This window comes from Dictyoglomus sp. DH (assembly GCF_055181375.1).
This window is the reverse complement of the sequence record NZ_CM143706.1, coordinates 1,347,162-1,368,082: the sequence shown is the minus strand read 5'-3', so window position 1 is coordinate 1,368,082 and position 20,921 is coordinate 1,347,162. Positions and strand designations below refer to the sequence as shown.

The following is a 20,921-nucleotide window of genomic DNA, read 5'->3' as shown; positions in this document are numbered from 1 at the left end:
AAAATGAGGAGAATTCTTGCAATATTAGGGGATTTTTATCATCCTGAAGTTTATTTGAAAGAAGTCTTAGAAAAAGTAAAAAATAAAGAGGACTATATTGATTATATAATTCCAGATGATTTTCCTATTAATTTAAAAAATTATCATCTAATTATTTTGGGAAGGGAAAATAGAATAGGGCAAGATAAAGACAAAGTTTGGATGCGAAAAGATATAGAAAGTAATATACAAAATTATATATTTGAAGGAGGAAAATTTTTAGTCTGGCACTCTGGTCTTGCCTCCTATGATCCAGAAAGTCTTTTTGTAAAAGATATATTAAAAGGTTATTTTAAATATCATCCTGAAAGAGGGAAAGTAGAATATTTCGGAAAATCGCCTAAGGATGGGAAAAATATAAATTTTGAGCTTCTTGATGAACACTATTTTGTATATTGTGATAAAGGAAGAACAAATGTTTTTCTTTATTCCAAATCCTTAAATGGGGAATCCATAGCAGGATGGTATCATTATTATGGTAATGGAAAGGTGGTATGTATAACACCAGCTCATAACGAAGCTTTATCAGATAAACATTTTTTGGAATTTTTTAAAGAATTAATGGAATGGATATGAACGAAATTCAAAGATATCTTCTTCAAATAGAGAAAAGATTACAAGAAAATTGGAATAAGTTTTCATCAGAGGTTCCAGTTCATTTTATTACTGCATACCATATGGGCTGGGTGGATGAAAACTTTCAGCCTCTTATGGAGTTTAAAGGTGGAAAAAGATTAAGACCTCTTTTTTGTGTATTAATAAATCAATCCTTAGGTGGTGATCTTGACTCTGTTTTAGATATAGCATCCTCTTTAGAATTTCTTCATAATTTTTCTCTTGTTCATGATGATATTCAAGATAGAGATGAGAAAAGACATGGAAGATGGACTGTATGGAAAATTTGGGGAGAAGCTCAAGCTATAAATGTGGGAGATCTTTTATTTGATATGACATTTCAGGTTCTATCTAATTTAAATCCTCAGCTTCTTGCTAAAACCCTATCAACTATTACTGAGACTATAAGAGAACTTATAGAAGGTCAATATCTGGATTTATTGTTTGAAAAAAAGAAAGAAGTATCTCTTAAAGAATATCTTATTATGATAGAGAAAAAGACAGCTAAGCTTTTTTCTACAAGCTTTTATTTAGGGGCTTATTCAGCAATTTATAAGGAAGATCCAGCAAAAATCTTCCAAGAGATTGGTAGAGATTTTGGAATGTTCTTCCAGATAGCTGATGATGCTATGGGAATTTGGGGGGACCCAAATAAAACAGGAAAGAACACCTTTAATGACCTCTTACGACGGAAGAAAACTTATCCTGTATTGTACTTATATTCGGAGGCTTCAGATAAGGAAAGAATGATGTTAGAAGAAATATGGATGAGGGAAAGATTATCTGAAAGAGATATTTTATATATAATTGAGCTTTTAGATAAAAAAAGAGTAAAGGAAGCTACGTTTAATACTGCTGAAAAATATTTTGACAAAAGTTATAATAAGCTAATGAGTTTTAAAGATCTTTATAATATTTCCCTAATTAAGGATCTTTTTGAAAGTTATTATAAATTAATCTTTTCTCTCCAAAGATCATAAATTTCTCTTCCTACAATTTTTAAATAGGTATTCAATTCTCTTGAGAAAGAGGATTTTTCATATGCCCATCCCCACTTTTGAGGTTCATATCTTGCTAACATAGATAGAAGAAATAGAATAAGATAATGGACAGCTAAAGGTTCTAATGAGGTTTTTCTTTCGAGAAAGAGGAAGAGATCTCCTAAGGTGTATTTTTCACCCTCGGGAAGAGCATGGGAAGATATAGATTTGTAAAAAGTAGGAAAAAGACCTTTTTCCTTAACAAGAACTGTTTCATTTTTGGGATCATAATTTTTAGTCCAATCTATGGATTTTTCTCCAGCTACTCTTACTGTAAGTCCATGTAAAACCTCTCTTGGTATAATCTTGGAATTTTTCAAAATTATAATTTTGGCTAATGCTACTATACCATAGAAAAAGAGAAGAGGAGAGACAAAATAGTCAGATTTTTCGGCTATTTCCAGATTACTTTTTGCTTGTATTAAGGTATAGTGCAGAAAAAGACGCTCTCCTTCTCCTATATCCTTAGAAAGGATATTTTCGTAATTTATTATATCTTTATAAGGAGAGCGTCTTAACATATTACTTTTGGGCTTTAAAGTCTTTTAAGGAACTCTATAAACTCTTCTAATCTTTTTATGACTCTTTCTTTCCCAAGAATTTCTGCAAGCTCATAAAGACCTGGACCAACAGTTTTATTTGTTAACGCAACACGGATAGGATGGACTAAATTTTTCGTTGGAATCTGATGGGTTTCTGCTAAATTTCTTAATATGTTTTCTAAATTTTGAGCGTTGAATTCTGAATTTGAAATTTTAGACCATTCTTCTTTAATTTTCTCTAAATAAATATGTATATCTGGACTTTTACATACTTTTTTTACAGTTTCAGGGTCGTAATTTAGATTATCTAAGAAGAAATAATCTCCATATTCTCGTATCTGAGATAGAGTTTTTAATCTTTCTTGTAGAATAGAGACAACTTTTAGATAGTAATTTTTGTCAAAATTATTCTTATTGAACCATTCTGCTTCTTCTAAGAATGGTAAAGTCAGCTCAGCCAATTTTTCTACAGAAAGTCTTCTTATATGTTGTGTATTTATCCACTCAAGTTTTGTTATATCAAAAATACCTGGATTTTTAGTGACCCTTCTTAAATCAAAAAGTTCTATTAGTTCTTCAATCGTATAAATTTCTTTATTTTCTTCTGGGGTCCACCCTAAAAGAGCAAGGTAGTTAACTAAAGCGTCTGGTAAATATCCCATCTTTTTATATTCTGTAACAGATGTAACACCATGTCTTTTTGAAAGTTTAGATCGATCTGGGCCAAGAAGTAAAGGTAAATGGGCGAATTCAGGTGGAGTCCAGTTAAGGGCATTATATATAAAAAGCTGTTTGGGAGTATTTGATATATGATCTTCTCCTCTTATCACATGAGTTATTCCCATTGTGTAGTCATCTACAACTACAGCAAAATTATAGGTAGGAATGCCGTCTGATTTCATTATCACAAAATCTCCTATATCCTCATTATCAAATTCTATTTCGCCTCTTATGATGTCATTAAAAACAGTTTTACCTTCTGGAACTAATAATCTTATAACAGGTTTTCTTCCCTCTCTTTCGTATTTTGCTATTTCTTCATCTGATAGATATAAGCATTTTCTATCATATTTTGGAGGTCTTTTTTGAGCTAAAGCCTCTTTTCTTCTTTGTTCTAATTCTTCAGGAGTGCAATAACAATAATATGCTGCACCTATTTTAAGAAGCTCTTCTGCATATTTTCTGTACAGATCTAATCTTTGAGTTTGATAATATGGACCTTCATCCCAATATAGACCAAGCCAAGTTAATCCTTCTAAAATATTTTCTTCATATTCTTTTGATGACCTTTGTATATCAGTATCCTCAATTCTTAATATAAATTTTCCATTGTTATGCTTTGCAAAAAGCCAGTTAAAAAGAGCAGTATGAGCAGTCCCTACATGGAGATATCCAGTGGGACTTGGTGCTATTCTTACTCTTATATTATCCATACTTAGCCTGTTCTCTCCCTTCCACTAAAGTATTTTATATGAGTATGTAACTTCTGCTGTGTTTCTTAACATAGCAGATACAGAGCAGTATTTTGTTTGAGAAAGATCTATAGCTTTTTTGATATTAGCTTCATTTAAATTTTCCCCTTTGAAAATGTATTCAATATGTACTTTGGTATAAACTTTAGGATGCTCTTGGGCTCTTTCTGCTGTGATTTTCATTTCAAAATGTTCAACCTTCTCTTTCATTTTATTTAAAATAGAGATTACATCCATACCTGTACATCCCCCAAGAGCTACAAGTATAAGCTCCATAGGGCGAGGTCCTTCATTTCCTCCTCCATGATCTGGTGTAGAATCCATGACGATATTGAAGTTAGAAGGAGTTGTTCCTGTAAATTTCATTTTTCCATTCCATACAACCTTTGTTTCCATTTCTTTCATCCTCCTTTCTTAAATTATTTTAAATACTTTTAAAGTATACAGAGTATTTAATTATTGTCAACGATTTAATTATAAGCTAAAATAATTTCACAAACAAAATAATTAAAGGAGGCATAAAGATGGTAGAGAAATTGGATCAAATTGATGTTCTTAAAAACTTAGACCCCAAGGACATGTATTCAGCAGTTTATAGTTTGCCAGAACAAATAGAAAGAGCCGCAGAAGTTTCTTATTCTGCTCCTATAAAAAATGTGTCTTATAATATAGAGAGGGTTCTTGTGCTTGGTATGGGCGGATCTGCTATAGGAGGCGACGTTTTACAAAGTGCCCTTTTTAAAGAAGCAAGATTTCCTATATATGTAAACAGAGATTATGATCTCCCTACTTGGGTGGATAGTAAAACCTTAGTATTTGCGGTTAGTTATTCAGGTAATACTGTAGAAACTTTAAATTCTGCCAAAGCTGCTTATGATAAAGGAGCCTCTGTTGTAGCAGTAACAAGTGGAGGAAAATTAAAAGAATTTGCAAATGAAAAAAATCTTACTTTGGTTGAGATACCATCAGGCATGGCACCAAGAGCTGCTATAGGCTATGTAACAATTCCTTCTTTTGTAGTTTTGGAAAAAATAGGAGCAGTATCCTCTAAAAAGTCAGAGATAGAGGAGACTATTAATTATCTTAAAAAGGCAAGAGAAAGCTTCAAGAGAGAAGTACCAACAGAAGAAAATGTGGCAAAAAAAGTTGCAAAAATGATCTTTAAGCGTATTCCTGTTATTTATGCTGTAGAGGAAAAATGGAAGGTAGCAGCTTATAGATGGAAATGTCAAATCAATGAAAATTCAAAATATCCTGCATTTTATCACTTCTTTCCAGAGCTTAACCATAATGAAATTATGGCGTGGGAAGCTATGGATGAAGTTATTAAGCCATTAACTCTTATTTTCTTGTACACCTCTCTTGATGGAGAAATGAAGATTAGGGTAGAGTTCATGAAAGAGAAAATATCTGAAAGAGGAGTACCTATATTCATGTGGCAAGCTGAAGGAAAATCTCCTCTTACTCAGTTCTTTTCTATGACATATTTAGGAGATTTTGCTACTGTATATCTTGCTTATTTAGCAGATAAGGATCCTTTCTCTATAGGATATATTAATGAACTTAAGATGAGGATAGGACAGCCCTTAAGTTGAAGGTATTAGCTCTATCTGACATTGAATCTCCAAATTTTTATGAAAAATTTGATATAACTCCATATAAAGGGGTAGAGGGGGTTATATCCTGTGGTGATGTTATGCCGGAACTTCTTACTTATATAGCTACAATGTTAAATGTACCAGTATTTTATGTACATGGAAATCACGATGAGATATATGAAAAGAGGCCTCCAGAAGGTTGTGAAAGTATTGATGGAAGGATGATAGAGTTTAAAGGGAGGAAAATTTTGGGACTTGGTGGTTCTATAAAATATAGTGTAGGTAAATTTCAATATACCGAAGAGGAAATGGAGTGGAGAATTAGAAGATTGTTTTTAAAGTTAAGAAAAGGGGTGGACATTGTGGTAGCTCACTCTCCACCTTTTGGAATTCATGAAGGAGATGATTTAGCTCATAAAGGTTTTAAAGCTTTTCTAAAATTAATAGAGAAATATCAACCTCAATATTTTCTTCACGGGCATACACACATGAATTATGTTTATAACTCTAAAAGGTTTGCAGAGCTTGGTAATACAAAAATTATAAACTGTTCTGGAATAATTCTTTTGGATTTATAGAAATGAGGTTTTTTAAGAGATTTTTAAAAAATAAAAAACATTTAAAGAGTTTTGATGAAGTTTTAAAAGAAGAAGAAATTTCAGGATGGAGAGACTTAGGTTATCAGACTATTGAGGTTGATAAGATTGTTGGTAGTGTTGGAAGATATAAAGATTTTGATGAAGAGTTTAGACCTTTAAAAGGTAGTTCAAAAAGTAGATTACAAGAGCTTGAAAATGCAATTTTGAGAGGAAAAATTTTACCTCCTATCGAGGTTTATAAGATAAAAGATGAATATTATGTTGTTGATGGAAATCATAGAGTGGCTGTAGCAAAGAAATTAGGTCAGAAAGAGATCGATGCTCATGTAATTGAATATATTCCTTCTGAAAACAGTATAGAAAATATATTACACAGAGAAAGGTCAGATTTTGAATTAATTACAGGGTTAAGAGGGATAATTCTTACAGAAATAGGGCAGTATAGAAAGCTTTTAAATCAAATTTTAGAACATAAATATTATATGAGCGAAAAAAAGGGGGAAGAGGTTAATATTAAAGAAGCGGCAAGAGATTGGTATAGAAATATTTATCTACCAATTGTTAAAAAAATCCAACAAGAAAGACTTTTGGATGCTTTTCCAGGAAGAACAGAAGCAGATCTTTACGTTTATATATCAGATCATAAATGGTTAGAGAGTCAGAAAAGAGGTTATGATATCGGATTTGATAAGGCCATTGAAGATTTTAAAAACTTACTACCAGGCATAACTTTAAAGGATAAAATTTTAGAGCTTTTCAAAAGATCTTTTTAGAAGAGAGAAAGTTGATTTTCTGAAGATGCCTCTTCTGGAAAAATTATTATTTTACCATAGACCCCATCATATCCCGGAATTTTTTTTATTTTTCCTTGTCTCATAAGGTTTATGCCTTTGGCAATTTTTTCTCCAGAAATTCTAATTATATCCTCTAATGATACATCCATTAAGATGCTTAGCTCATTTCCAAGATTTGATATGGTTTTTAAATATTCCCTTTGTACTATAGGTGATGAAGGTTCTTTATTTAAAGATTGCCCAATAATCTCTTCCAATGGTACTAAATTTTTATAAGGTATTTTAATAGGTAAATATACCTCTTCTCTATCAGCTAATTCTTCTACTCTATGTAGAACACCTATAGTAAGTGGTTTACCGCAAATGGGACAGATTTTCCCTAACTTAATACTCTCTTTGGGGTGTAATGATATATTACAATTTCTATGACCATCAAAGTGGTATTTTCCTTCTTCTGGGAAAAATTCTATAGTATATAAAAATTTATCTTTATCTTGATTTTTAATAGCATTAAAGATATCTTTGTAATTTAAATTGCAATTAAGTACATTAGCTTCTCTACCTATTTTATTTGGAGAATGGGCATCTGAATTTGAAATTAAACAAATCTTATCTAATTTACTTAACCTCCAATTCATAGAGGGATCACTACTTAATCCAGTCTCTATAGCAAAAATGTATTTAGAATAATTACCAAAGGCTTCTTCTATTGAGTCAAAACCTGATTTTGAGCCAAATATAGAGTACCAAGGAGTCCAAGCATGAGCAGGTATTATATGGATCTCTTCAGATAAATCCCAAAGTTGAGGTATAACTTTTTGTATGGGTTCACCCAATGTTGGCCTTCCATCTGACGTTAAATTACTATATTTTTCAAGTATGCGATTAATCTTATATGCTATCTCAAAGGAAGGAGCAAAAATAAGAAGATGAATTCTCCTTAATTTGTTATTTTGATTATATATAAGACTTATCTCTGAGGATAAAATAAAATAAATATCGTTGTAAGAATATATGCCGTAATTTTCTTCTTTTAATTTACCTTTCAACCCGTTAAACCATAATGGATGCGTAAAATCGCCAGTACCTAAAATATTTACTCCCTTAATTTTAGCCCATTTTGTAAGGCTATGGAGATCCATATCTTTACTTGTAGCCCTGCTATATTTTGAATGTATGTGAAAATCCGCAATTAACCTCAATTTATTAATCTCTTTATATTTCATTTTAAGTTATTTTAAAACAATCATTTATTTTTGTTAACATCAGATAAATTAATAGTGTACAATATAAACATTATTTTGATTAAGGAGGATACTTATGGACTTTTTATATTTTAAAAAGCTTTATCAAAACGAAAGATTATATGGATTTAAAGCAAAGAATAAGGAAGAATGGCTAAATTGGAGAAAAAATTTTAGATTAAAGTTAATTGAACTTTTAAGGGGATTTCCAGAAAAATGTGATACCAATTTGAGGGTTTTAGATACTAAGGATTTTGAGGATTATAAGAGAGAACTTATTATATTCAATTCGGCAGAAGATATAGAAGTTTATGCTTATCTTCTTACTCCCAAAAAGGTAGAACTTCCTGCTCCTGCTGTTATTGCTGTTCCTGGTCATGGAATAGGGATGAATGATGCTGTTGGACTTGATGAGAATGGTAATGAGAGAGAAATTCCATCTGGTTATATGAAGGATTTTGGAATCTCATTGGTAAAACAGGGTTTCATTACATTTGTTATTGAACAATTGGGTTTTGGATACAGGAAAATAGTAAAGAATGAAAAGATTTCTTCTTGTAGAGAGTTATTTTTCTGGGCTTTAATGCTTAGTAAAACAGTTATAGGACTTAGGGTTTGGGATATAATAAGAAGTATTGATTTACTTCAAGGTTTCCCTGAGGTAAAAAAAGATTCTATAGGCATTTATGGGATTTCAGGTGGTGGGACCTCTTCCTTATTTGCATCATCATTAGATGATCGTATTAAAGCTACCATTATTAGTGGATATTTAAATACCTTTAGAGACAGCATATTAAGTATTTCTCATTGTGAATGCAATTATATTTATGGTATTTTGAAATATGCAGAGATGTATGATATTGCAGGACTTATTGCACCAAGATTTCTATTTATTGAACATGGTATAAAAGATCCTATTTTTCCTATAGAAGCAACAAAATTTGCTTTTTCAAAGATTAAAAAAGTATATGATTTTTTAAATGTATCTGATAATTTAAATTATGAGTTTTTTAATGGGGGACATGAGATTTGGGGGAATAAATCTTTTCAATGGCTGAAGAATGTTTTGGTCTGATTGATGTTTGACTTTTAAAAGGATAACATGTAAAATATCCTAAAAAAGTATGAATTTAGAGGTGTAATAATTATGAAATTATCAACAAGGTCAAGATATGGTTTGAGAGCTCTCATATACATAGCTAAAAATCAAAAAGAGGGAAATCCTGTAAGTGTAAGGAGAATATCTGAGGCTGAAGAGATTCCTCTAAGATACTTGGAAAGAATTATGAGAATTCTTTCGCAAAACAAATTTGTTAAGGCTGAGGTTGGAGCAGAAGGTGGTTATTATATAAATGGTGATCCAAAGGAAATTAAGATTTTAGAGGTGGTAGAGGCTTTAGAAGGTAGGACTGCATTAGTGGATTGTATAGTTTTTCCTAATAAGTGCAAGAGGGTTTCTCAGTGTAAAACAAGACCTTTATGGATTGAGATGACAAATAAACTAAGAGAAACGCTAGCTAAATATACACTTTATGATTTTGTTAAAGAAGAAAAGACTTAATTAATTTTATATGTGGAATCTTATATATAATACATCTCCATCTTCTACTATATAATCTTTCTTTTCTACTCTTACTTTTCCTTCTTGATATGCCTTTTTCCAATCACCGATTTTTACAAGCTCGTCCCATCTTATTACTTCAGCTCTTATAAAACCTTTTGCAATATCTGTATGAATAACACCAGCAGCATTTAAAGCTGTGCTTCCTTTTTTTAGCTTCCAAGCTCGAGCATCCTTTTCTCCAACTGTAAAGAAGGAAATAAGATTGTTAAACTCAAAAATTTTATCTATTAATAGGTTTCTTATGCTTTTTGATAAGTTATACATGGACAAATACTCTGTTACATCTTTTTCATCAAGTTCTAAGAGTTCTTCTTCTAATTTAGCCGGAAATAAGAAATAGATTTTATCTTTTAATTTCTCCTTTATGGAATTTAGAAGTTTTTCATCTTCTAATTGAGTATTTGAGATATTTATTATGTAAAAAATTGGTTTTATAGATAGTAGATTCCAAGCAGAAAGTATTTTTAGTTCATCCTCTCTAAATTCCATATTGCTTAATGGAATCTCATCTAATAAACTTTTTTGGATTTTATCTAAAACTGCTTTTTCAGGTATACCTAATTTTCTATTTTTCAAAAGTTTTTCTGTAGTTTCCAGATCTTTTAGTATAAATTCATTTTCTTGGTTTTTTATCTCATCAAGATCTTTATCTTCTCTAAAAAGAGGCAGCATATAAAGAATTATTTCTGCTTTTTGTATTTTTTCATAAAGTTGGGGATTTAGGTATGTAAAAGTAGCATTACCTGGTGGATCCATAAAGTCTAAGTTTATAAAATTAATAGATTTACTTTTAAAGATTTTCCAAAGTTCTATTAGCCTTTCATCCTCTTTGGGTACTGCACATATATTATAATCAGAAAATTTAATGTGTGCCTTTCCTTTTGAAAGGACTTTTATAAGTGTTGTTTTTCCTGATTGAGATTCTCCAACTATTAAGTTTGCCATTAAATATCAAATACCACCTGTATTATCCATTGGTTATCTTTATTTTCAATCTTTAATAGATTATATGTTACTGCTTTTATTTCTCTTATGATTTCATGTTTTTTAGGATCAAATTTCTCACCAAAACAGTGGCTTATTAGTTGATTATTCCCTATAAGGGTGACATTAAATTTTTTGAATATAAGTCTTTTAACGTCAAATACATAAAGGAGTTCATTTAACCATGTAACAAGTAGAGATTCTAAATCTTCAGCATCTACTTCAATGTCAAACCTTTCCTTTTCATCAATTTTTTCTAACGGACACATAAGGTCAAACATTGCTTCTGCTGATACCTCAAAAGCTTCTTCCTTTGTACTTCCATATGCAATTATTCCTATATCTGCTGTATGATCTATTAATTCATATTTTTTCATTCTTCGTTACTCACCAGATCAATACTAACTACTCTATCTTCATCATTTAATTTTACCAATTTTACCCCTTGAGTATTTCTACCCATGATAGGTATATTTTTCACAGCTAATCTTATGATTTGACCCTTTTGAGTGCTAATTAATATTTCATCATTTTCTGACACATTTTTTACTCCTATTAAATTACCTGTTTTAGGTGTTATTTTTATTGCTCTAATTCCAATTCCACCTCTTTTTTGCAAATTGAATTCATCAGGTTTTATCCTCTTACCTATGCCATATTCTGTAACAAGTACAATGTCTTTATCTTTTTTAACTATTATTCCACCTATTACAGAGTCGTCCTTTCTTAGTTTTATTCCTACCACTCCTTGAGCAGATCTCCCCATAGGTCTAACATCTTTTTCATCAAATCTTATAGCATTACCTTTCTTTGTAAGTAATATAATATGATCGTTTCCAGTAGTTAAGAATACATTAACTAATAGGTCATTATCTGCTAATTTTATAGCATTTATGCCGGTTTTTCTAACATTTTGAAATTCTTCCACAGGAGTCTTTTTGACTATTCCTTGAGAGGTTACAAATAGAAAATAGAGATTTTGAGGAAATTCATTTAAAGATATAATTTCTGTTATTTCTTCTCCTTCTGATATGCCTATATAATTCTTAAGAGGAGTACCTTTACTTTGTCTTGAAGTTTCATCTAATTCATAGGTTTTTATGTAAAAGACCCTTCCTTTGTTGCTGAATAAAAATAATGTACTTCTTGTAGATGTAACCACAAAAGAGGTTATTATGTCATTTATATTATTGGCAAGAGTATTAAGACCCTTTCCACCTCTTTTCTGTATTTGATACGTGGATAATGGAAGTCTCTTTATATATCCTTCTCGAGTAAGACATACAACTTCAGGATTATCAGGTACTAAATCCTCAATAGTTATGTCGCTTTTTTCTTCCTCTTGAATTTCTGTTCTTCTTTTATCAGAGTATTTATTTTTTATCTCTTTTAATTCCCCTGCAATTACTTTCCATAATTCTTTTTCATCGTTAAGTATTTTTTGTAGTTCTTCAATAGTTTTTCTTATGCTTTCCATCTCATTTATTAATTTCTCTTTTTCAAGCTTTGTTAATTGATGTAATCTCATGTCAAGAATTGCCTGAGCTTGTACCTGTGTGAGCTTAAATTTTATCATTAATTCCTCTCTCGCAGAATCAGCATTCTCAGCTTGTCTTATAATTCTTATTACTTCATCTAAGTGATCTAATGCTATTAACAGTCCCTCTAAAATATGAGCCCTTGCCTTTGCTTTCTCCAGATCATACTTAGTTCTTCTCAGTACAACATCTTTTCTATATTCTAAGAAAATCTTAAGTAATTCTATAAGATTAAAGACTTTAGGCTGACCATCCAAAATAGCGAGCATGATAACTCCAAAAGTGGTCTCTAATTGGGTATGTTTATAAAGCTGATTAATAACAATTTGGGGTTCTGCTTCTTTTCTAAGCTCTATTACAACTCTTATTCCATGTTTATCCGACTCATCTCTTAGATCTTTTATTCCAGTTATTTTCTTTTCTTGTACAAGTTCGGCAATTTGGGTTAGTAGATTAGCCTTGTTAACCTGATAGGGTATTTCGGTAATAATAATATTTTTTTCACCTTTCTTTGTTTCCTCTATTTTAACCTTTCCTCTTACTATGATTTTACCTTTACCTGTTAAGTAACTTTCCCTTATTCCTTTTCTTCCCACAATTATTCCACCTGTTGGAAAATCAGGACCATCTATAAACTTTAATATTTCATCAAGCCCTGTATGAGGATTTTCTATTAAATATAGTAAGGCATCTATTAATTCTCCTAAATTATGAGGTGGGATATTAGTTGCCATTCCTACGGCTATTCCAGAAGAACCATTCATAAGAAGCTGAGGAATTTTAGTGGGAAGTACTACCGGCTCCTTTAGTGAATTGTCATAGTTGGGTACAAAATCTACCACATCTTTTTCTATATCTGCAATCATTTCTGAGGCTATAGGAGCAAGTCTTACCTCTGTGTATCTCATAGCTGCTGGTTCGTCTCCGTCTATGGAACCAAAATTCCCATGTCCATCTATTAATGGGTATCTGAAGGAAAAATCCTGAGCCATTCTTACTAATGCTTCATAGACTGCAGCATCCCCATGAGGATGATATCTACCTAAGACATTACCTACTACATGGGCACTCTTTTTGTAGGGTCTATTATGTAGCATTCCAGATTCGTACATAGAATATATAATTCTTCTTTGTACAGGTTTTAGTCCGTCCCTTGCATCAGGTAAAGCTCTTCCTACGATTACGCTCATAGCGTAATCCAAGTAGGAATTTTCCATCTCTTTTTCTAAGCCAACTAATATTATTTTGCTTTTTTCCATTTTCTCCTCAGAATTAAAAAAATTTCAATGATATTGAAAAATAAAGACTATATATTTTAACATAAGAGCTTATTTTTTGTGTAGATGTATTACAAAGAGTGTCCCTTCAGAAGTTTTTATTTTTGCTTGCGGTAAAAGGAATTCATTACTTATTCCTCTTGTAAGCTTTCTATATAATGGTTCATTTTGTAAGGGGTATTTTAAGCCTTCTAAAGAGATCCCATCAACCACATCTGATAGGGGAATGAGGGAGAGTGTATCTCCCTTGTTCCCCCAAAATATTCTTTCTTCTTCCCCTTTCATAAGATATATATTTAAATTTTTATCTATTACATATGGCTCTATGCCCATATCTTTTACTTTTTCTAAAAAGAATAGATTAGAAAGTAAATGGTCAATCCTTCCCCCCAATAGTCCAATAAAATATATTTCTTGGGGGTTGAATTTTATAGCTTCTCTTACAGCTAATTCTAAATCAGTTTCATCTTTTTCTTTTGGATAGATTTTCCACTCTATTTTTTTATTCTCAAACTTTTTAGATATATCTTCTGTTAATGAATCTAAATCACCTACAATTATGTCAGGTGTTATATCAAACCTTAATGCCAATTTAGTACCACCGTTAGCACAAATAATTTTGTCGACAGGGAATATAGTTCCTATATCATTTATATCTAAATTGCTTTCTCCATTTGCAAAAATTACTATTTTCATAGATTCTTTTATTATATCTCACTTTCTTTTAGTCTGGGGTATATAAGTAGTACTAATGGTAAACATACAAAAGTACTAGGTACAACTACAAAAAGATTATATATTAGGGAGTAAATCCATGCAGGTGTCCCAGGTGGAGCATATTGGGAAAAGAAAATCACGCCTGACAGGAAATGAGCAAATAATCTTCCGAGGCCTCCAATAAATACTCCAAGTTCTATGGGTTCTTGGGTCTTTCTGAGGACAGCACCATAAATTAAAAGTAATGCCCCAAGAATACCTGCAACTATTAAAACTATTCTTGAAATTGGGAACCACTTCAATTTAAATTCTAAATCTTTAATATCCTCTTCTATATTAGTTTTTTCTTCACCTTGGGCAGATTGAAGTTTTAATTTTAACTCTTCTAGAGTTTTTTGAGCTTGAGGAAGTTCATTAGATATATTAACTACAAACAGAATTGAACCTGCTAAGAAAAGTAAAGCTATAAAAAAGGAAATTATTTTTGAGGCTTTAATCTTTTTGGCTATTCCTGAAAGGCCTATTAAACCAAAGGCGATGGGATAATCTAATAAATATTGGGCCCAATGAACAACATACATATCTTGTAAGGAGTGTATAACCCCATATACTAATCCTACTAAAATACCTGGTAATGTTCCCCATCTTAAAGCAAAGATAAAGAGAGGAAGCATTTGCATACTTATACTTCCACCTTGAGGCATAGCTCCGATACGTAAATACCAAAGGAGAAGAGATAAAGCTATAGAAAGAGCACCTTCTGTGATGAGCCTTACAGGTTTTTGAAACATTAGGAAGCACCTCCTGTATAAAAATTTAAGGTCCCCTTGCCAGCATAGTTGGAAGGGAACCTTAAATTTTACACATATTTGTCTTTTTCAACTTTATCCCTTCCCTACGCTGGCATTACCCAGATCAGGTTCAAAGGGTCGGTAGCTTCCGCTACCCTCTCAGCCTCGGATTCAGAGGCTCCCCCGGGAACCTTTTTCTCTTAATTTGTGATTATATCATAAGTTTTCTGATTTTTCTCTTAATAATTTCTCTAGCATTTCTATTCTATTTTCAAGGTTCTCAATTCTTGATTTTAGTTCTTCAATTAAACTTAGCTCAGGATCTGGAATATTACCATGTTCCAACATTTCCTTAGGAGTTAATTTTCTTCCTTCTTGGACTATAACTCTTCCCGGCACTCCCACAACTGTACAGTTAGGTGGTACAGACTTTAATACTACAGACCCAGCGCCTATTCTCGTGTTATCTCCTATGGTTATTGGTCCAAGGACTTTTGCTCCTGCTCCAATAACCACGTTATTGCCTATTGTAGGATGTCTTTTACCCTTTTCTTTACCTGTACCTCCTAAAGTAACACCTTGATATATGAGTACGTTATCTCCTATTTCTGTTGTTTCACCTATAACTACCCCCATACCATGATCAATAAAGAAACCTTTACCAATCTTTGCTCCAGGATGGATCTCTATTCCTGTTAAAAGTCTATTGAGATGGGAAATTAAACGTGGAATAACTGGTATTTTTAATTTCCAAAGAAAATGGGCTAATCTATGTAATAATATAGCATGAAAGCCCGGATAACAAAGTATTACTTCTAAAAAATTTCTTGCAGCAGGATCCTTTTCAAATACAGCCTTGTAGTCTGCAACTATTGTTTCAATTATTTTAAGCATTTTTTCACCCCATCCTTTATAAATTATACCAATTTGATATAAAATAACATAAAAATAAAAAATTTTCCACTGAGAGTTTTTGTTATTAAAAATTTATAGTATAATATCATCTAAAAATTAGGAAAGGCTGTGAAGGGAAATAGTAACTACCAAATAGCAAGATAACAGAGAGGTTGGTATTAGCTGTAAACCAGCCATCTTGCAGGTAGTGAATGGGGCCTGGAGCCTTGGAACGAAAGAGATAATATATCTTCGAGTAGTCTCCAACGGGTTAGCCTCCGTTAAATGGGCAAAGAGTTGGGGGATATCTACCTCAATTAAGGTGGTACCACGAGACCAAGCCTTCTCGTCCTTTGTGGATGAGAAGGCTTTAATTTTTATTAGGGGAGGTTTTTAATGTATGAGTCAGTATAAGTATATTTTAGAAGAATCAAAGCTTCCTAAGGATTGGTACAACATTATACCTGATCTTCCTTTTCCGCTACCCCCTGTAATTCATCCTGCAACATTACAGCCTGTTAAGCCTGAAGATCTTGCACCTATTTTCCCCTTGGAGTTAATTAAACAAGAAGTGAGTCAAGAAAGGTATATTCCTATTCCTGAAGAAGTGTTAAATATTTATAAGCTTTGGAGACCCACACCTTTGTATAGAGCTGTAAATTTGGAAAAATATTTAGATACACCAGCACATATATATTATAAATATGAAGGGGGTAGTCCTCCAGGAAGCCATAAACCAAATACTGCAGTAGCTCAAGCTTTCTACAATAAACTGGAAGGTGTAAAAAGATTATCTACAGAGACTGGAGCAGGCCAATGGGGCTCTGCTTTATCTATGGCATGCAATTTCTTTAAGTTAGAATGTAAGGTATATATGGTTAAAGTAAGTTATTATCAGAAACCTTATAGAAGATCCTTAATGGAAATATGGGGTGCAAAGGTTGTACCAAGCCCAAGTCAAGATACAGAAGCTGGAAGAAGGATTTTGGAGAAAGATCCAGATTCTCCTGGTTCATTAGGTATCGCTATTAGTGAAGCAGTAGAAGATGCAGTTAAGAGAGATGATACAAAATACTCCCTTGGTAGTGTACTTAACCATGTACTTTTACATCAGACCATAATTGGAGAAGAAGCTTTGATGCAGATGGAAATGGCAGAAGAATTTCCTGATGTGGTTATAGGATGTGTGGGTGGGGGAAGTAATTTTGCAGGTCTTTCTTTTCCTTTTGTAAGAGAAAAACTTAAGGGTAAAAAGATTAGAATTATTGCTGTAGAACCCGAATCTTGCCCAAGTCTTACAAAAGGTATATATACATATGATTTTGGTGATGTGGCTAAAATGACCCCCCTTTTAAAGATGTATACACTTGGCCATAATTTTATCCCTCCTTCTATTCATGCAGGAGGTTTACGTTATCATGGAATGGCACCTTTGGTAAGTGCTCTTTATCATAATGGATATATTGAGGCTGTAGCGTATCCTCAAACAAAAGTATTTGAAGCAGGAATTCTTTTTGCAAGGACGGAGGGTATTGTACCAGCACCAGAATCTTGCCATGCTATAAGAGCAGCTATTGATGAGGCTTTGGATGCCAAGGAAAAAGGAGAAAGAAGAGTAATATTATTTAACCTTAGTGGTCACGGTTTCTTTGATCTTTCTGCCTATGATCAATATTTAACAGGTAGACTGGAAGATTATTCTTATCCTAAGGAAAAGGTTGAAGAAGCACTTAAGGATCTACCTAAGATTTAAGCTATTTGAAGAGGGGAGAATTTAAGATTTCTCCCCTTTACTTTTTAAATCACACTTAAGCTCTTGAAATTTGTAAAAGAATATAATATAATTTACGTTGAAAGTTGGGCCCGTAGCTCAACGGCAGAGCAGCCGGCTCATAACCGGTTGGTTCTAGGTTCGAATCCTGGCGGGCCCACCATTTTTTATATAACTTTCATCATAAATCCTTATAACTCCTTAAAGTCTATATGAATTTTTTAATTTAACCTATTTGATTTTAGTTAATGGATGAAAGGAGAGAAGAAGATCAAAATATTCTTTTTGTAAAATACTTTAATTAGTAAAAGAGTTTTAAAGGAAAACCCAATTTTAACCTCTAAAAAGGTAGTCAAACCTTAATTCCATGGCGATATGTTTATCATTTTATCTTTGGCTATTTTAAACTTTATATAAATTTTCACATAAGCGAGGTCTTAGAATATATCATTATAAGTTTCAAAAAGTTGTAAAGGAGATTTTACATGAGTTAACTAAGAAAGTTGGGAAAATATTTTTTCAAAGAAAAGAAGTAAGATAGAAAGGGTTAATAGTTGATGGGACTGGATTTGGTTGTAGAAAAGTATGTATTTGAGTGACTTTGTGGGACATCTTAAAAAAACTTTCATTACATGTTATAAATAATCTTATATTATTTGGGATATATGGGAGAATGAGAAAAATGATAGGACATTTGTGGATTTTAATACTGTATTTTAGAATTTACCGAAGGTCTCTTCATAGTTATTGACAAAAATTTCTTTTTGTATTACTTTATCATTAGCAAGCTTGGGCGGATAGCTCAGTGGTTAGAGCGCCTGCTTCACACGCAGGAGGTCGTAGGTTCAAATCCTGCTCCGCCCACCATTTTTAATTAATATTGACCCAAATCTGATCCATATTTTCTATTCTTAATTTTTTATATATTAGAATGAGTAGAAAGAAGTTAAAAAATACCGTATTTGTTGGTTTCATGGGTAATGGAAGTGTAGGAATTATAATTTCTACAAAGAGTTAAAAATAAACTTAAAGATTTGAAAAAAATGTGCCTGAAATAAATAAAGAAAATAGTGATAGAGATAATGGCTATTAAAGCGAAAACATATTTTTCTATAGGTAAAACAATTTGAATTGAGAGATTTATTAGATAAAATCAAAGCTGTTCTTAATTAAGAAGACCCATTACTTCTTTTATAAGAGCAGTAACGATTGTGAACATAGAAAAAATATCTAAAAATAAAAGTTTCAAAGTTAACTCATACTAAAATATCAGATATAGATGAGGACATGTGATTTTAAATCATATATATGGAATAGCTAAGCTTTTCTTAGAAAAAAAGAGTTCTTTTAGTGAGATCATAGAAAGGTTACTTGAAGTTTTTTAATCCTCTTTTTGACAGGACTTTGGAAAAACGTAAAATAATTAAAGAGAAAACTAATAAAATTTTCCAATATATTAATATATTAATAATATAAGGTGGGCGAAAAGATGAATAGAAGTTTTGTAATTGATACTACAAAGAGTCCATATGCGAAATTAAAGACAATACCTATATCCTCTGTAAAGGTATTTGGTTTTTGGGGGAAAAGAATAATAATACTACACGATGTTACCTTACCAGAGCAATATAGACTATTAGAAGAGACACAAAGATTGTACAACTTTAGAAGAGCAGTGGGAAAAGTGAAAGGGGATTATTATGGCTTTTTCTTTAATGATACAGATGTATATAAATGGCAAGAAGCAGTATCATTTTCCTTTGCATCTTATGGAAGAGATGAAAATTTAGAAAAGATATTAGATCAAACCATAGAGGAAGTAGCAGAGGCCCAAGATGAAGATGGATATTTAGATACCTACTTTACCTTTGAAAGAAAAAAGGACAGATGGACAAACTTAAAAGATATGCATGAGCTATATTGTGCTGGACATTTAATACAAGCAGGAATTGCACATCACAGAACAACGGGAAAAGACACTTTGTTAAACATTGCAAGAAGATTTGCAGACCATATAGATGCTGTATTTGGGCCGGGCAAAAAAGAAGGCACATGTGGACATCCTGAAATAGAGATGGCACTTGTAGAACTTTACAGAGAAACAGGCGACAAAAGATACTTAAATCTTGCAAAATTCTTTATAGATGAAAGAGGAAAAGGACTAATAGGCGGAGAAAAATATCACATAGACCACAAATCATTCAGAGAACTCATTGAAATTGTGGGGCATGCAGTAAGAGCCTTATATCTAAACTGTGGGGCTACAGATCTCTATTTAGAGACAGGAGAAAAAGAGCTAATGGAAGCGTTAGAAAGATTATGGAAAAATTTTACAGAAAAGAAGATGTATATTACAGGAGGTGCAGGAGCGAGACATGAAGGAGAAGCCTTTGGAGAAGAGTACGAACTACCAAATGATACAGCATATGCAGAGACATGTGCAGCAATAGGAAGTTTCATGTGGAATTTTAGGATGCTACTTGCAAAAGGAGAAGGAAGATTTGCAGATATAATGGAACAAACATTATACAATGGATTACTATCAGGAATATCTCTAAATGGTAAAGAATACTTTTATGTAAACCCATTAGAAGACATTGGAGAACACAGAAGAAAGCCATGGTTTGCATGTGCCTGTTGTCCACCAAACATAGCAAGATTAATAGCATCAATACCGGGATATTTTTATACTACATCAGAAGAAGGAATATGGGTTCATTTATATGGAGAGAATGAAGCCCAAATTCCATGGAGAGATAAGGAGGTAAGGCTCATAGAAAAGACTAATTATCCGTGGGAAGGGAATATAGAATTTGAAATAAAAAAAAGAATGAGAATACAAAATCTTTTTAAGGATACCGAGCTGGGCAAAAGGCTACACGATAAAAATAAATGGAAATCATTTAAATACAAAGGAAATAAGAAATGGATATATAGAGATAGAGAATCAATGGAAAGAAGGGGACAAAATAAATTTAAGATTACCCATGGAGATAGAAATAATAGAGAGTCATCCAAAGGTAAAAGACAATATAGGGAAAGTAGCGATAAAGAGGGGACCAATAGTTTACTGTATGGAGCAGGTTGACAATTCATGGGGTGATCCAAGATACATGGAAATTTCTGAGTATAATTTAGAAGCAGAGCTATCAGAGATTCTTGGAGGGATAGTTACGATAAAAGGCAAAGGAAAGATTGTAAACAGCAGAGTTTGGGAGAGCAATTTATATTTACCGATGGAAGGAGTAGAAAAAAGCAAAAAAGAGGTAGAATTTATAGCCATACCGTATTATGCATGGGCAAATAGAGAAAAAGGTCCTATGACAGTTTGGATAAGAAAAGGATAGATTATAATAAAATGATATACTTTATATAAATAAAA

19 protein-coding genes, 2 tRNA genes, 1 pseudogene, 1 riboswitch and 1 other annotated feature are annotated in these 20,921 nt (G+C 32.1%); of the genes and pseudogenes, 12 read left to right on the top strand and 10 right to left on the bottom strand.

Translation table 11 applies throughout. The features are described from left to right. The first annotated feature begins 3 nt into the window (after positions 1-3). Positions 4-615 carry a ThuA domain-containing protein gene (locus ACY3JJ_RS06770; RefSeq protein WP_463091343.1) on the top strand — a complete coding sequence of 204 codons (612 nt, stop codon included), beginning with the start codon at positions 4-6 and terminating at the stop codon, positions 613-615. Further along, positions 606-1,634, top strand: a complete 1,029-nt coding sequence (locus ACY3JJ_RS06765) for a polyprenyl synthetase family protein (protein WP_463091342.1) — start codon at positions 606-608, stop codon at positions 1,632-1,634. Before ACY3JJ_RS06770 ends, ACY3JJ_RS06765 begins: the two co-directional genes overlap by 10 nt. Here ACY3JJ_RS06765 and ACY3JJ_RS06760 read toward each other — a convergent pair. From ACY3JJ_RS06760 to ACY3JJ_RS06750, 3 genes are read right to left on the bottom strand one after another with little or no spacing between them, the layout of a single operon-like run. After that, positions 1,601-2,215 carry a YaaC family protein gene (locus ACY3JJ_RS06760; RefSeq protein ID WP_463091341.1) on the bottom strand — a complete coding sequence of 205 codons (615 nt, stop codon included), beginning with the start codon at positions 2,213-2,215 and terminating at the stop codon, positions 1,601-1,603. The two genes, ACY3JJ_RS06765 and ACY3JJ_RS06760, sit on opposite strands and share 34 nt — an antisense overlap. 14 nt (positions 2,216-2,229) lie before the next feature. Next, the gene (gene gltX / locus ACY3JJ_RS06755) at positions 2,230-3,669 is read right to left on the bottom strand and encodes a glutamate--tRNA ligase (RefSeq protein WP_463091340.1); all 1,440 of its coding nucleotides are present in this window, start codon (positions 3,667-3,669) and stop codon (positions 2,230-2,232) included. A gap of 24 nt (positions 3,670-3,693) precedes the next feature. Next, positions 3,694-4,104: an OsmC family protein gene (locus ACY3JJ_RS06750; protein WP_463091339.1), complete on the bottom strand. Its 411-nt coding sequence runs from the start codon at positions 4,102-4,104 to the stop codon at positions 3,694-3,696. A 128-nt stretch (positions 4,105-4,232) separates the two neighbouring features. On the opposite strand from ACY3JJ_RS06750, the gene ACY3JJ_RS06745 reads away from it, so the two are divergent. Genes ACY3JJ_RS06745 through ACY3JJ_RS06735 form a run of 3 tightly spaced genes read left to right on the top strand, consistent with a single transcriptional unit; the run spans position 4,233 to position 6,678 of the window. Beyond that, complete coding sequence (locus ACY3JJ_RS06745; protein ID WP_463091338.1) at positions 4,233-5,303, top strand: bifunctional phosphoglucose/phosphomannose isomerase; 1,071 nt, start codon at positions 4,233-4,235, stop codon at positions 5,301-5,303. Next, a complete protein-coding gene (locus tag ACY3JJ_RS06740) occupies positions 5,300-5,884 on the top strand; it encodes a metallophosphoesterase family protein (RefSeq protein WP_463081945.1) in 585 nt (194 codons plus the stop codon). The genes ACY3JJ_RS06745 and ACY3JJ_RS06740 overlap by 4 nt, the downstream gene beginning before the upstream one ends. A 2-nt stretch (positions 5,885-5,886) precedes the next feature. After that, positions 5,887-6,678 (top strand): DUF4032 domain-containing protein, encoded by a 792-nt coding sequence (locus ACY3JJ_RS06735; RefSeq protein ID WP_463091337.1) that lies wholly within the window; start codon positions 5,887-5,889, stop codon positions 6,676-6,678. Here ACY3JJ_RS06735 and ACY3JJ_RS06730 read toward each other — a convergent pair. Then, a complete protein-coding gene (locus tag ACY3JJ_RS06730) occupies positions 6,675-7,925 on the bottom strand; it encodes an endonuclease Q family protein (RefSeq protein WP_463091336.1) in 1,251 nt (416 codons plus the stop codon). The two genes, ACY3JJ_RS06735 and ACY3JJ_RS06730, sit on opposite strands and share 4 nt — an antisense overlap. Positions 7,926-8,019: 94 nt before the next feature. On the opposite strand from ACY3JJ_RS06730, the gene ACY3JJ_RS06725 reads away from it, so the two are divergent. Both ACY3JJ_RS06725 and ACY3JJ_RS06720 read left to right on the top strand, forming a co-directional pair. After that, positions 8,020-9,018, top strand: a complete 999-nt coding sequence (locus tag ACY3JJ_RS06725) for an alpha/beta hydrolase family protein (protein ID WP_463091335.1) — start codon at positions 8,020-8,022, stop codon at positions 9,016-9,018. 72 nt (positions 9,019-9,090) lie between these two features. Continuing rightward, positions 9,091-9,504: an RrF2 family transcriptional regulator gene (locus ACY3JJ_RS06720; protein WP_463091334.1), complete on the top strand. Its 414-nt coding sequence runs from the start codon at positions 9,091-9,093 to the stop codon at positions 9,502-9,504. Positions 9,505-9,510: 6 nt separating this feature from the next. Here ACY3JJ_RS06720 and ACY3JJ_RS06715 read toward each other — a convergent pair whose 3' ends face one another. The 6 genes from ACY3JJ_RS06715 to cysE all read right to left on the bottom strand — a co-directional run bounded on the left by ACY3JJ_RS06715 (position 9,511) and on the right by cysE (position 15,759). After that, the gene (locus tag ACY3JJ_RS06715; RefSeq protein ID WP_463091333.1) at positions 9,511-10,512 is read right to left on the bottom strand and encodes a DUF933 domain-containing protein; all 1,002 of its coding nucleotides are present in this window, start codon (positions 10,510-10,512) and stop codon (positions 9,511-9,513) included. Further along, the gene (locus ACY3JJ_RS06710) at positions 10,512-10,928 is read right to left on the bottom strand and encodes an archease (RefSeq protein WP_463091332.1); all 417 of its coding nucleotides are present in this window, start codon (positions 10,926-10,928) and stop codon (positions 10,512-10,514) included. The genes ACY3JJ_RS06715 and ACY3JJ_RS06710 overlap by 1 nt, the downstream gene beginning before the upstream one ends. Beyond that, positions 10,925-13,348 carry a DNA gyrase subunit A gene (gyrA, locus tag ACY3JJ_RS06705; protein ID WP_463091331.1) on the bottom strand — a complete coding sequence of 808 codons (2,424 nt, stop codon included), beginning with the start codon at positions 13,346-13,348 and terminating at the stop codon, positions 10,925-10,927. The genes ACY3JJ_RS06710 and gyrA overlap by 4 nt, the downstream gene beginning before the upstream one ends. Positions 13,349-13,417: 69 nt before the next feature. Next, entirely contained in the window at positions 13,418-14,062 is a 645-nt protein-coding gene (locus tag ACY3JJ_RS06700; RefSeq protein WP_463081953.1) for a thiamine diphosphokinase, read from the bottom strand. A gap of 11 nt (positions 14,063-14,073) precedes the next feature. Next, the gene (locus ACY3JJ_RS06695; protein WP_463091330.1) at positions 14,074-14,874 is read right to left on the bottom strand and encodes an energy-coupled thiamine transporter ThiT; all 801 of its coding nucleotides are present in this window, start codon (positions 14,872-14,874) and stop codon (positions 14,074-14,076) included. Positions 14,875-14,958: 84 nt separating this feature from the next. Further along, a riboswitch (TPP riboswitch) is annotated at positions 14,959-15,069 on the bottom strand. Between the two features lie 21 nt (positions 15,070-15,090). Next, complete coding sequence (cysE, locus tag ACY3JJ_RS06690; RefSeq protein WP_463092596.1) at positions 15,091-15,759, bottom strand: serine O-acetyltransferase; 669 nt, start codon at positions 15,757-15,759, stop codon at positions 15,091-15,093. Between the two features lie 129 nt (positions 15,760-15,888). Beyond that, positions 15,889-16,125: a binding site (T-box leader), on the top strand. Positions 16,126-16,168: 43 nt separating this feature from the next. On the opposite strand from cysE, the gene ACY3JJ_RS06685 reads away from it, so the two are divergent. From ACY3JJ_RS06685 to ACY3JJ_RS06665, 5 genes and pseudogenes are all read left to right on the top strand, one after another. Continuing rightward, positions 16,169-17,521, top strand: a complete 1,353-nt coding sequence (locus ACY3JJ_RS06685; protein WP_463091329.1) for a TrpB-like pyridoxal phosphate-dependent enzyme — start codon at positions 16,169-16,171, stop codon at positions 17,519-17,521. Between the two features lie 106 nt (positions 17,522-17,627). Then, a tRNA-Ile gene (locus ACY3JJ_RS06680) sits at positions 17,628-17,702 on the top strand. 628 nt (positions 17,703-18,330) lie between these two features. After that, positions 18,331-18,406 (top strand) — tRNA-Val (locus ACY3JJ_RS06675). 622 nt (positions 18,407-19,028) lie between these two features. Then, positions 19,029-20,315 (top strand): annotated as a pseudogene (locus ACY3JJ_RS06670) (glycoside hydrolase family 127 protein); the annotation flags it as partial. A 67-nt stretch (positions 20,316-20,382) separates the two neighbouring features. After that, positions 20,383-20,886 (top strand): hypothetical protein, encoded by a 504-nt coding sequence (locus ACY3JJ_RS06665; protein WP_463092595.1) that lies wholly within the window; start codon positions 20,383-20,385, stop codon positions 20,884-20,886. Positions 20,887-20,921 lie beyond the last annotated feature (35 nt).